Source organism: Mycobacterium sp. NGS45, from assembly GCF_059812645.1.
In genome coordinates, this window is the sequence record NZ_JCALDB010000013.1 from 86,759 (window position 1) to 99,426 (window position 12,668).

At 69.2% G+C, this 12,668-nt stretch carries 8 protein-coding genes; 4 read left to right on the forward strand and 4 right to left on the reverse strand.

Annotated elements, in window-relative coordinates; genetic code table 11:
- Nucleotides 1-171: 171 nt before the first annotated feature.
- Nucleotides 172-588, forward strand: a complete 417-nt coding sequence (locus tag AC5Y3P_RS13915; RefSeq protein ID WP_500046490.1) for a hypothetical protein — start codon at nucleotides 172-174, stop codon at nucleotides 586-588.
- 88 nt (nucleotides 589-676) lie between these two features.
- Here the strand turns inward: AC5Y3P_RS13915 and AC5Y3P_RS13920 are convergent, their stop codons facing one another.
- The 3 genes from AC5Y3P_RS13920 to AC5Y3P_RS13930 form a co-directional block, all read right to left on the reverse strand.
- A complete protein-coding gene (locus AC5Y3P_RS13920) occupies nucleotides 677-3,607 on the reverse strand; it encodes a (Fe-S)-binding protein (protein WP_500046491.1) in 2,931 nt (976 codons plus the stop codon).
- A gap of 265 nt (nucleotides 3,608-3,872) precedes the next feature.
- The gene (iniR, locus tag AC5Y3P_RS13925) at nucleotides 3,873-6,308 is read right to left on the reverse strand and encodes an isoniazid response ATPase/transcriptional regulator IniR (protein WP_500046492.1); all 2,436 of its coding nucleotides are present in this window, start codon (nucleotides 6,306-6,308) and stop codon (nucleotides 3,873-3,875) included.
- A complete protein-coding gene (locus tag AC5Y3P_RS13930) occupies nucleotides 6,305-8,113 on the reverse strand; it encodes an Hsp70 family protein (protein ID WP_500046493.1) in 1,809 nt (602 codons plus the stop codon). Before AC5Y3P_RS13930 ends, iniR begins: the two co-directional genes overlap by 4 nt.
- A 285-nt stretch (nucleotides 8,114-8,398) precedes the next feature.
- On the opposite strand from AC5Y3P_RS13930, the gene AC5Y3P_RS13935 reads away from it, so the two are divergent.
- From AC5Y3P_RS13935 to AC5Y3P_RS13945, 3 genes are all read left to right on the forward strand, one after another.
- Nucleotides 8,399-8,893, forward strand: coding sequence for an Rv0340 family IniB-related protein (locus AC5Y3P_RS13935; RefSeq protein WP_500046494.1), 495 nt, complete (start codon nucleotides 8,399-8,401; stop codon nucleotides 8,891-8,893).
- Between the two features lie 295 nt (nucleotides 8,894-9,188).
- Nucleotides 9,189-10,298 (forward strand): IniB N-terminal domain-containing protein, encoded by a 1,110-nt coding sequence (locus AC5Y3P_RS13940; RefSeq protein WP_500046495.1) that lies wholly within the window; start codon nucleotides 9,189-9,191, stop codon nucleotides 10,296-10,298.
- A 78-nt stretch (nucleotides 10,299-10,376) separates the two neighbouring features.
- A complete protein-coding gene (locus tag AC5Y3P_RS13945) occupies nucleotides 10,377-12,227 on the forward strand; it encodes a dynamin family protein (protein ID WP_500046496.1) in 1,851 nt (616 codons plus the stop codon).
- Here the strand turns inward: AC5Y3P_RS13945 and AC5Y3P_RS13950 are convergent.
- Nucleotides 12,212-12,658, reverse strand: a complete 447-nt coding sequence (locus AC5Y3P_RS13950) for a hypothetical protein (protein WP_500046497.1) — start codon at nucleotides 12,656-12,658, stop codon at nucleotides 12,212-12,214. The two genes, AC5Y3P_RS13945 and AC5Y3P_RS13950, sit on opposite strands and share 16 nt — an antisense overlap.
- Nucleotides 12,659-12,668 lie beyond the last annotated feature (10 nt).

Here is a 12,668-nt window from a genome sequence, read left to right on the forward strand (position 1 = left end):
CCACGGGTTTTTTCGACGAAGACCGGATTTGGGCGTGAGTCCGGGCACAGGTTGCGATTCGCCTTCAATTGGCATTCGGGCTGGACACGATTGTCGGATTGCGGCACTGACCTGCCGGTTCCGCAGTGTTGCAGCTGTTAACTTGCGGCATCAGAACCGGGTGGAGGCGGGATGAAAGTGACAGTTGTAGGCAAGTTGGCGGCATCGCTGGCGGTGACCGGGATCGCGGCGACGGCATTAGCCGCGATGGCTTTCGCCGATCCGCCGTTGCTCAACGGCGTCTACGCCGGCGGCGACGCCGAGAACACCTGGACCATCAGCTCGAACTGCGCACAGGAAGGTTGCACGGCCACGGTGGCCAGCAATCAGGGCTGGACCAGTGTCGCCACCCTCAATGCTGGGCTCTGGAACTTCACCGTGACCAAGCCCGACGGCGTGATCTGCGCCGACGGCCGCTATGAGCCTGCGACCATTGCCATCTCGATCGACTCGGCGACGTTGGACGGGGTGATCTCGGCCGATTCGAACTACGGCTGCCCGGGCGGCATCATCAGCCGGACACCGTTCCGGCTGCAGAAGATCGCCTGACCGAATTTCTTTGCCGGCCCGGTGATTTCGCCGGTCTGAACCAAAGATGGCCCGGTAGCTGAGTGCTACCGGGCCACCTTGTGGATACTTACCGCTTGCCGGGCGGGCGTGCGCCGCGGGCGATGCCGAGTCCCTTCACCGGCGGCTGTTCGACCGGTTCAGGCTTGGCCTGCGCCGGCTCGGCCTGGGCTTCGGCTTCGGCTTGCGCGGGCGCGGCCTCGGTGGCCTCGGCAGCTGCGGGAGCGGCAGCAGCCGGGGCGGCCTTCTTGGCGCCAGGACGACGGGCCCCGGCGGCGATGCCCAGACCCTTCACCGGTGCCTCGGGCTTGGCCGGTTCGGCAGCGGGCGCAGCCTTGGCCGGCTCCGCGGCAGCAGCCGGGGCCTCGCCAGCCGGGGCGGCAGCCGGCGCAGCGGCCTTCTTGGCCCCGGGCCGGCGGGCGCCGGCAGCCATGCCCAGACCCTTCGCTGGAGCGGGCGCGGCGGGCTCGGCAGCAGGTGCGGCCTCGGCGGCCGGTGCGGCGGCAGCAGGTGCAGCGGCAGCCTTCTTCGCGCCGGGACGCTTGGCCCCGCCTGCAATACCCAGGCCCTTGACCGGTGCCGCCGGGGCGGCGGCCTCAGCAGCCGGAGCGGCCTCGGCAGCAGGCGCGGCGGCCTTCTTGGCGCCGGGACGCTTGGCCCCGCCGGCCATGCCCAGGCCCTTGACCGGGGCCGCGGCCGCCGGAGCGGCCGCCGCCGGGGCAGCGGGTGCGGCTTCGGCAGCCGGAGCCTCGGCTTCGGGCTCGGCCACCACGGTGGCGGCTTCGGCCTCGGCCCGCGCGGCCGCGCGCTTCTCCGACTCGGCAGCCGCGGTGCCCTTCTCCGGCAGCTTGACGCCGGACAGCTCCAACGAGCCGAGCAGCAGCTGGGCCACGTCGAGCACCTCGACCTTGTCCTCGGTCTCGCGGGCCGCGGACACCTCGTCGACGCCGTCGGTGATCATCACGCGGCAGAACGGGCAGCCGGTGGCGATCTTGCTGGCGCCGGTGTCGATGGCCTCTTCGGTGCGCTCGGTGTTGACGCGCTTGCCGATGTGCTCTTCCATCCACATCCGGGCGCCGCCGGCACCGCAGCACAGGCCACGTTCGGCGTGCCGCGGCATCTCGGTCAGCGTCGCGCCGGAGTCGCCGATCAGTTCACGCGGTGCGTCGTAGACCTTGTTGTGCCGGCCTAGGTAGCACGGGTCGTGGTAGGTGATGTTCTGTTCGAGCGAGTGCACCGGCACCAGCTTCTTGTCCCGCACCAGGCGGTTCAGCAGCTGGGTGTGGTGCAGCACGGTGTAGTTGGCACCGATCTGGCTGTACTCGCGACCGATGGTGTTGAAGCAGTGCGGGCAGGTGACCACGATCTTGCGGTCGACGGTCTCGACACCTTCGAACAGGTCGTTGATGGTCTCGATGTTCTGCGCAGCCAGCTGCTGGAACAGGAACTCGTTGCCGGCGCGGCGAGCCGAGTCGCCGGTGCAGGTCTCGCCGTCGCCGAGCACCAGGTACTTCACCCCGGCCACCGACAGCAACTCGGCGACGGCCTTGGTGGTCTTCTTGGCCCGGTCCTCGTAGGCACCGGCGCAGCCGACCCAGAACAGGTATTCGTAGCCGTCGAACGAATCGACGTCCTTGCCGTACACCGGGACGTCGAACTCGACCTCGTCGATCCAGGTGAGCCGGTCCTTGGCGTTCTGGCCCCAGGGGTTGCCCTTGTTCTCCAGGTTGCGGAACAGCACGCCCAGCTCGGACGGGAACTCCGATTCCATCAGCACCTGGTAGCGGCGCATGTCGACGATGTGGTCGATGTGCTCGATGTCCACCGGGCACTGCTCCACGCAGGCGCCGCAGGTGGTGCAGGACCACAGCACGTCGGGATCGATCACGCCGCCCTGTTCAGCGGTGCCGACCAGCGGACGCACTGCCTGCTCCGGGCCCGAACCGGGCACCCGGCCAAAGCCGGACTCCGGAACGTGATGCCCCTCCTGCTTGACGGTCTCCATGTCGAGACCCTCCAGCGGCTGCGGCTTCTCGCCGAGCAGATACGGCGACTTGGCCATCCAGTGGTCGCGCAGGTCCATGATCAGCAGCTTCGGGCTCAGCGGCTTGCCGGTGTTCCAGGCCGGGCACTGCGACTGGCAGCGACCGCACTCGGTACAGGTGGCGAAGTCGAGCATGCCCTTCCAGGTGAAGTCCTCGATCTTGCCGCGACCCAGCACCGCGTCTTCGGCCGGATCCTCGAAGTCGATCGGCTCACCGTTGTACTCCAGCGGCAGCAGTGGGCCCAGGCCGTTGGGCAGCCGCTTGAAGGTGACGTTGATCGGGGCCAGGAAGATGTGCAGGTGCTTGGAGTGCAGCACGATCAGCAGGAACGCCAGCATGATCGCGATGTGCGCGAGCAGGAAGACGGTCTCGATCCACTCGTTGGTGTGATCGCTGAAACCGGACATCCAGTTGCCGAACAGGTGCGACAGGAAGGCGGCGTTGCCGTAGGGCAGGTTGCCCAGCGCTGCCGCCGCGCCACGCAGCGGCAGGTAGGTCAGCACCACCAGGCCGATCATGAACAGGATCAGCCAGGCGCCACCGTTGTGCGAGCCGTAGAACCGCGACGACCGGCCGTGCTCGCGGGGGTTGCGGATGATCCGGATGATCGCGAACACCACGATGCCGGTGGTCACCGCGACGATGAAGAAGTCCTGCAGGAAGCCCAACACACCCCACTTGCCGATGATCGGGATGTGGAAGTCGTGGTCGAACAGCAGGCCGTAGGCCTCGATGTAGACCGTGAGCAGGACGAAGAACGCCCACATGGTGAAGAAGTGCGCGAGACCGGGGATCGACCACTTGAGCAGCTTGCGCTGACCGGCCACCTCGGAGACCTGCGCCCAGACCCGCTGGTCGACGTCGTCGGTGCGACCACTGGCCGGCGCTCCGGTACGGATCAGCGAGAACAACCACCAGATGCGTTTGCCGGACAGCGCGACGACCGCGGCCGTCATGCCAAGTCCGACGAGGATTCTGATCAGTGTGTGCGTGTCCACCGGGGTGCGTCCTCCCACATATTAAGTTACCCGCAGGTAACTTAGGCTTTATTACCCATCGGTAACTTAAGCTCGATCCTGCTCATAGTGACACTTTGGTAATCCCGGCCGCTACCGAGGCTTACCTAACTTCGCAGCTACTGTGGTATAGGTCTCACCTGGAACAGAGCCAGTGCGGCCGACCTGGGCGGCGTGAAACGGGTTGTGTGGAAACTGGTCCGAATCACGGCTGCAGGGCCAGTAAGGCGCGCAGCATCGACAACAATTCCGAGCGGGATTCGGCTCCGAGCCGACGACGGATGCGCGCGACGTGATGCTCCACGGTCTTTGCTGAGATGAACAGCTGCGCACCGATGTCGCGGTAGGGCATGCCCAGCAGCAGCAGTTCGGCCACCTCGCGTTCCCGCTCGGAGAGCCCGCCGCCGGCGGTCTGCGGCCGGGTGGGTGCGGCCGGTTCGGCGCTGCCACCGACACCCCCGTCGTCGGCGGCATCCAGACCGGCGGCCAGTTTGAGATCGCGGGCCACCTGCAGCATGGTCGCCGAGACCTTGGCGTCCGAGGTTTGCAGCGCGGCTTGGCCGGCCAGTCGGGTGGCGTCCCAGGTCAGACCGAACTGCGCCAGCCCGCGGGCGGCGGCGGCAACCTCGTCGGCCGCCGATCCGGTGTCGACCTGCTGGGCCAGGACGCGCAGCCAGGCCCGCCCGCCCGCCGCGAGCGCCCGCGCGAACGGACTGTCGGCGGCGGTCAGCACCTGGCCGTGCGGAGCCATCGCCTCCGGGGAGTTGGTCAGGATCGCGGCGTGCAGCCCGGCCCAGTGCAGCGGCAGCGACCACGACGTCGACCGGCCCAGCCGAGCCAGCAGCGCGAACACCTGCTCGAGCGGGTGCGCCAGCCGTTCCGGTTGCCGCATCCGAGCGGCGGCCACCCACAGCTCGCCCAGCGGCAGCAGGTTGAACAGGTCCACCGTTGATTCGGCGAGGACATCCATGGCGGCCAGCCAGTGTTGCTGCATGGCGCCGCTGTCGCCGGAACGCCGCGCGATCGCGGTGTGCAGGGCGCTGAACCAGAGCGCGTCGCGTTGATGCAGTGCGGTGCTGTCCAGCCCGGACAGTTCGGCCGTCGCTGCCGCGAGCTGACCGTCCTGCATCCTGACCCAGCCGGCCAGCAACCGGTGCCGCGGCGCGTACAGCGGCTCATCGGCCTCGTGGCCGGCGCGGGCCAGCACGCTGCGCGCACGCCCGTGGTCCCCGGCGTGCAGCGCGGCCAGCGTGACCACGGCCGCCGCGCTGTCCGGGTGTACCTCGCGGGCCGGCGGCGCGCCGAGTGCCTGACTCAGTCGGGTCATCGCCACCGAATAGCTGCCGTCCAACGTCAGGATCAGTCCGTCGGCCAGCCCGCGCGCGGCCCGCACCGACGACGTCGGCGCGCTGGTGGCCGGCGCGGCCAGCGCCGCGCGGGCGGCGTCGGCGTCGCCGATCGCCAGCAGGGCCACCGCGGCCGCCGACGCGACCGCGGGCTCGGGTCCCAACCAGCCGAAGAGTTCGGCGGCCTGAGCGGACTTGCCGTCGTGCATGGCCACCGATGCTGCGATCCGCACTGCGGCTGCGCGGGTGGCGGGATCGGCCGCAGTCAACAGTTCGTCGGTCAATGCGACGGCCTCGGCACAGTCACCGGCCAGTGCCAGCGCGTCGGCCAGCGTGACCCGCAGGGTTTCGGCGCCCGCGGACACCGCTGCCCGATACAGCCGCACGCTCTGTATCGGCGGCGTCTCCAGCCGTGCCGCGGCCGCCGCCAAGGTTTGTGCCAGGCCCGGGTCCCGGGTTCCGTGCTCGGCCAGGGTGAGCGCCAGATCGGTCGGCAGCGTGCCGAGTTCGAGTTGCGAATGCAGCAGCGCGGCTTCGACCTCGTGGTGCCGGGCAGCGCCCAGCAGCTGAGCTGTCGCGCGGTGCAGCGCGACCCGGAACTGATCACCGAGGCCGGGTTCGAGCAGACCGGTGGCATGTGCGCGGTCCATCAGCTCATGCGGATCGGGCATGTCCAGTGCCGCGGCCAAGTCGGCCGGCCCCAGGTTGGGGCTCAGCGAGGCGATCAGCAGCGTGTCCAGCAGCCGATCGTCGCAGCGACGCAGCCGCGTCACCAGGGCGTCGTGCGCGCCCGCCGCCGCACGCGGTCCCAGCGCCGCGGTTACCAGAAACGGCAACCCGGCCGAGGCGGTGAGCACCGTCGTCAGCGCGTGGGCGTCGTGTCCGTCGGGCAGTTGTCGGCTGACCTCGGCGCGGGAGAACGGACCCAGCGCCACCCCTGCGTGGTCGCGCTCCAGAACGTCGACCAGCGCCTGCAGCGCTGGTCGACGCAGCACCGGTTCAGTGGCCACCACCAACGGCCCGACCGGGTCCCGGGCCAGCCGGGTCAGCGTGTCGAGTTCGTCGTCTGCGAGCAGGTGCGCGTCATCGACCAACACCGCGACCCCATCGGCCGGCGGCCCGGACGGGCGGGAGAGCACCTGGAAGCCCTTGGCCCGCAGGGTGTCTCGGATAGCGGCCAGGGTGGTGGTCTTGCCGGTGCCCAGTCCGCCGGTGATCAGCGCGCGCACCGGCGCGTCGGGCGTCTCGGTCAGCGATTTGACGAACGCCCGTGCGCCCGGCGGGACTTCGGTCACGGCTCGTCCGCGGGATCCTCAGGAATGGTGATCGTGGTGGGTGGCGGAGCCTGGGTGGTGGTCGGCGGCGGGGCCTGCGTGGTGGTGGGTGGCGCTTGCGTGGTGGTGGGCGGCGCCTGCGTCGTTGTCGGCTGCGTGGTGGTCGGCGGCTGCGTGGTGGTGGTCGGTGCCGTCGTCGTGGTCGGTTGGGTGGTGGTCGTGGTGGGTTCGGTGGTGGTGGTCGTGGTGGTCGGCGGCGGCAGCACCGAAGAGGTGACCACGCCGTTGGTGTCGGTGTAGGTCATGGTCGCGCTGGTCGGCTCGTCGAAGACCGTCGTGCTGACCTCGCCGTTGGGCAGCGTGACGGTGGTCGTGAAGGGCTCGGAGTTGGCGGTGTTCTTGGTGGTCAGGCTGTAGGCGACACCGCTGACGGCGAGCAGCGCGGCGGCAGCCGCACCGAACAGCACGACCGGCCGGCGATACCAGGGCAGTGGCGGCGGCTCGGCGTCGTAGTGTTCGGTTGGCGGCTCGAAGTCCACCGGCGGGCGGGCGGCACCGGTGCCGTAGCCGGCTCCGGCGGTGTCGAAGGTGTAGTCCTCGCCGGCGTACGGCACTGGCTCGGCCGCGCCGCTGCCGTCGTCGTCCTGCGACCAGGCCAGCGCGGCGGCCGATTCGGTGGCCGCGCCCGCGCCGGCGGCTCCGGCGACCCCGGCCGCCCATGCGGCCGGCGCCAGCCCGGTGGGCAGGTCGGCGTCGCTGGTTACTTCGGCCATACCGGTAGGGGCGTCCGGCGACGGGCCCTGCTCGGCGACCACGGCTGCGCCAGCGGCTGCGGCCAGGCCCGGGTCCGGCAGGGTCACCACCGGCACCCGCAACAGCTCCGACAGTCGCTGGGTGACCACCGGAATGGCCGCACCGCCGCCGACGGTGGCCACCGCGGTCAGCTGTGCCACTGGAATCCGGTTGCGCTCCAAGGTATCTCCGAGCGCGGTCAGGAAATCTCGCAACGCCGGGTCGATCAGGCTTTCCAGCTCGGCGCGGGTGACCCGGACGTCGGAGGTCGAGCCGGGCAACGCCACGTTGACCACCGCGGTGGTCTGCGACGACAGCTGCTCCTTGGCGGCCCGGCACTGGCTGCGCAGCTGCTGCAGCGACCCCACCGCAGCGGTGCCGGCCGGGTCGCTGCGACCGGCGTCGGACAATCCGTCCAGCACGTGGCTCAGTACCGCCTGGTCGATCTGATCGCCGGAGAAGTCCGGGAACCGCACCACCTCGCCGATCGGTGACAGTCCCTGACCGGCGTCGGCCAACGCGATGCTGCTGCCGCTGCCGCCGAAGTCGCACAGCACCACCACCCCGGTGCCGGGCAGACCGGGGCCGCGTTGCAGCGCCGCCAGCGCGGCTGCGGCATCCGAGATCAACTGCGGCGGCGTGCCGCCGGGGGAGAGGCCGGGCACGGTGCGCAGCGCCCCGCGCAGTGCACCGACCGCTGCGGCTCCCCAGTGCGCGGGGTGGGCCACCACGGTCTGCGCGGGCCCGCCACCGGTGGCACGCGCCACCGAGTCCAGCGCAGCCGCGGTCAGCGCCTCACCGCGATGCGGTGAACCGTCGGTGGCCACCAGCGGGACCGGGTCCCCGACCCGCTCGACGAAGCCCCACATCACCAAACCGTGCTCGGTCAGGTTCGGGTTCTCGCTCGGCAGACCTGCTTCGGCGGGCCGGTGCTCGAACAGCGTGACCACCGAGCGCCGACGGACCGGCGGGCGGCCTCCTCGGGTGGCGACCAGGTTGGTCGTACCGATGGACAGGCCCAGTACCTCGCTCATGCATTCCGCCTTCGTCGTTGACCGTCACGTCGTCCGTCGCGTGCGTGCACCAGTCGCGTCGTGATCTACCCACGATAACGACCGGCACCTGCCGGGCCGGGGACGTCGACGGGCGATTCCCCTAATATTGAGAACCCCCTAGTGGGCGACCCCCTAATGGGTTCGGGTGAGAGGTGGGGTTGGCACCGATCTCGCTGCGCTGGAACTTCACTAGCATTTGACTCGAACTCAGGCCATTGGAGTGGTTCCTGAACGATATGTCGACGATTCGAAGGAAGGCGTTTCATGGCGAACGAACTGCTGGACTTCGTGCTGGCGGTGGTCCGCGATCCCGAGGTGGCGGCCCGCTACACCGCCAACCCGGATCAGGCCATCGCCGACGCGCAGCTGGCCGGGGTCAGTAGCGCCGACGTCGACAACCTGATCCCGATGGTGTCCGACTCGCTGTCGATGGCAGCGCCGGACAACGTCTGGACCAGTGGCGCGGCCACCGCAGCCTTCGACGCATTCATCCCGCAGGTCAGCGAGGCTGCTGCCGGGGTGATCCAGGATCCCGCGGACAGTGTGATCGACGCGGCCGGGTACCACGACGTCGAGCCGGGACAGTTCACCGCGGCCGCCGACGGCTTGGTCGCCGCGGTGCAGGACCCGGCCCCGGTCGGGTTCGACGATCCGGTGACACCGCCGGCGACCGAGTTCGGGCACGGCCTGCCCGACGGCTTCGACGACCTGGACGACATCCCCGAGTCCCCGAACCACGGTCTCGGCTTCTTCGGCTGAGCCACCACCCTCGGACCGCAGTTCGGCTCCGTGGACCGCCGGCAGCGCACGCGCTGCCGGCGCTTCTTTTTGCGCTCTGAACTGCGCGAATACTGCACCCCGTGGGGGTTCAACTGGGGGATTCGTCCAAAACCCCGCACCAACCCCTAATCCCCTAACGATTAGGGGTTGTCAACCCCCGGCCGAAGGTCGGCGAGCACGGGATCGGTCCCCGTTTTCGAGGGTCCGGCGGGGTCCATAACGTGGTGTTCAGATCGCCGGACGGACCGGCGAAGTCCCGAACGAAGGAACTCCCATGACGAACATCATCGATTGGATCCTGGACCTGTTCCGCAACGAGGACGCCGCCCGCGCGTTCGTCGCAGCACCCGAACAGACCATGCGTGACGCCGGACTGGCGGGCGTCTCGGCGGCCCAGCTGTCGACCGTGGCCGCGACCGCGGTGCCCGGCCTGGTGCTCGGTGGCGGCGACCCGGTGGTCGGCCTGCAGCGCGCGGTGGCCAACAACTACGGCTTCTCGCCGGCGTCGTACGGCCCGAACTACGACTACTCGCCGTCGAGCAGCGTGCTGAGCCCGAACCTGCTCTCGCCAACCTACGCGCCGTCGCCGACGTTCGCGCCGGACACCGATCTGGCCAGCCACAACAACACCGACCTGGCCAGCCACAACAACACCCCGATCATGAGCCCGGATCAGCACTCCGGCGCCAACAGCCAGCAGGGCGGGTTCAACCTCGGGTTCGGTGACATCACCCTGGGTGACAAGACCTCCAACACCGCCAGCAACGGCGGCGTGGTGGTCGGCGGCGCCAACGACGGCGACATCGTCAGCGGTGACGGCGCCGTGCTGGGCAACAACAACGACGTCAACAACGGCGACGTGTGGGCCGGCACCGGATCCAATGTCGCGGTGGGCAACGGTGAGATCCACGACGAAGGCACCACCAACACCGGCAGCGGCTCGGTGATCAAGGACAACGACGGCCCGGTCTTCCAGGACGTCGATGCCAGCGGTGGCCACGGCGGGCACGCCGGCGGCAACGACGGCGGCCTGATCGACATCGGGCTGGGCGGCGACGACACCGTCGGCGGCAACGGCGGTCATGGCGGCATCGTGATCAACCAGCCAAGCACCAGCTACGTCGGCGGCGATCAGACCCAGATCGACGGGGACTACGGCAGCGGCAACGAGTCGAGCACCTCGACCTACACCCAGACCGAAACCCAGGCCACCACCACGGTCTCGGACTACTCGGATCACTCCGCGACCGTGGTCGAGGACCATTCGTCGCAGCATTCCGCGTCGCTGTTCGACAACAGCCACGACACGTCGCTGACCAACAGCGCGCTGGACGACAGCAACTCCGCGGCGCTGGGCTCGGGCAACAGCGTGCTCGGGTTCTGACCGGCGGCGAAACGGCGGGGACCACGGTCCCCGCCGTTTCCTGCGCTTACCGTGTTGACAGGACCCAGGGGAGTGGAAGTGCAAAAGGATCAAGGCAGCACCGCGGGCGACCCGCGTCGGGTGAAGGTGATCGTCGAGCTGATCGAGCACACCGCCCGGATCGCCGAGCTCAACGAGCGCGCCGACCTGGCGGCGCGGCTGCAGACCGCCCGTGCCCGGATCAGTGACCCGCGGATCCGGGTGGTGATCGCCGGTCAGCTCAAACAGGGCAAGAGTCAACTGCTCAACTCACTGCTCAATCTGCCGGTGGCCCGGGTCGGTGACGACGAGACCACCGCGGTGATCACGATGGTCGGCCACGGGGACCCGGCGGCGGCGCGCCTGGTGCTCGCACCGATGTCCGGGCAGCCCGAACCCGACGTGGTCGACATCCCGATCGAGGCCATCCGCCAGGATGTGCGCCGCTCGCCCCAGGCCGCCGGCCGCGAGGTGCTGCGGGTCGAGGTCGACGCCCCCAGCCCGCTGCTGGCCGGTGGGTTGACCTTCGTCGACACCCCGGGCGTCGGCGGGCACGGGCAACCGCACCTGTCCTCGACGCTGGGTCTGCTGCCCGACGCCGACGCCATGCTGATGGTCAGCGACGCCAGCCAGGAGTTCACCGAACCGGAGTTGCGCTTCGTCCGTCAGGCCCATGAGATCTGCCCGGTCAGTGCCATCGTGGTGACCAAGACCGACCTGTACCCGTACTGGCGCCAGATCGTCGACGCCGACGCCGCGCACCTGCGGCGGGCCGGCCTGACGATGCCGCTGATTCCGGCGTCGTCGCTGCTGCGCAGCCACGCCGTGCAGACCGGGGACAAGGAGCTCAACGAGGAATCCAACTTTCCGGCCATCGTCAAGTTCCTGTCCGAAAAGGTGTTGTCCCGCGAGAACGACCGGATCCGTGACCAGGTGATCGGTGAAATCGCTTCGGCAGCAGAGCATCTGACCATGTCGGTGCAGTCGGAGCTGGCCGCCATCAACGATCCCGACGACGTCCGGCGGCTCACCGAGGACCTGGAGCGGCGCAAGGAAGAAGCCCAAGAAGCCTTGCAGCACACCGCGTTGTGGCAACAGGTGCTCAACGACGGCATCGCCGATCTGACCGCCGATGTCGACCACGACCTGCGGGCCCGGTTCCGGGCCATCACGGCGCACACCGAGTCGGTGATCGACGGCTGTGATCCCACCCAGCATTGGGCCGAGATCGGCACCGAGGTGGAGAACGCGGTCGCGACCGCGGTCGGCGACAACTTCGTGTGGGCCTATCAGCGTGCCGAGGCGTTGGCCAACGAGGTAGCCCGCACCTTCGTCGAAGCCGGGCTGGATGCAGTCAAGATGCCCGAGGTCAGCGCGCGCGAAATGGGCGAGGGCTTCTCCGGGCTGAAGTCGTTGTCCCGGCTGGAGGCCAAACCAATCGGGTTCGGGCACAAGGCGATTACCAGCATGCGCGGCTCCTACGGCGGGGTGTTGATGTTCGGCATGCTCACCTCGGTGGCCGGCCTGGGCATGTTCAACCCGATCTCGTTGGGCGCCGGCTTGCTGTTGGGCCGCAAGTCCTACCGGGAGGATCTGGACAACCGGCTGCTGCGGGTGCGCAACGAGGCCAAGACCAATCTGCGCCGCTTCGTCGACGACGTGTCGTTCGTGGTGGGCAAGGAGTCCCGGGACCGCCTCAAGGGCATCCAGCGCCAACTGCGCGACCACTACCGCGAAATCGCCAACCAGACCACGCGTTCGCTCAACGAGTCACTGCAGGCCACCATCGCCGCGGCCCGGCTGGAAGAGACCGAACGCAACACCCGGGTGCGTGAACTCGAACGTCAGCTCAACATCTTGGGGCAGGTCGTCGACAACGTCGCCAAGTTGCGGGGTCACGGCGCCGGGTAGAGCGTCCGGGTTTCGTTGTAGACCGCCCGCCGACGGGTGGTCGTGGTGGTGGTGGTGGTGTCGTCGAACTCTTCGGCGTCTTCGGCCGTGGTTTCGGTGGTGGTCTCCGACGTCGTGGTGTCGGCCGTGGTCTCGGTGGTGTCCGTGGTGTCCGTGGTCTCCGAGGTGGTCTCGGTCGTGGTCGTGGTCGTGGTCGTCGTCGTAGTGGTGGTTGTGGTCGTCGTGGTCGTCGGCGCCGGTGCGCTGCGGGTGGGCACGGTGGTGTACACCGTGTTCACCGGCTGACTCCAGTCGTCGGCGTAGCGCACCACCGCGAAGATCAAACCCAGCACCAGAATTGCAGCCAGCCCACCAGCCACCCAGATCGCTTCCTGGCTGTTGTGCCAGGGCTGCTCAGGCGGATCCTGATCCGGATCGTTGTCTGCGGCCACGGGCGCCGAT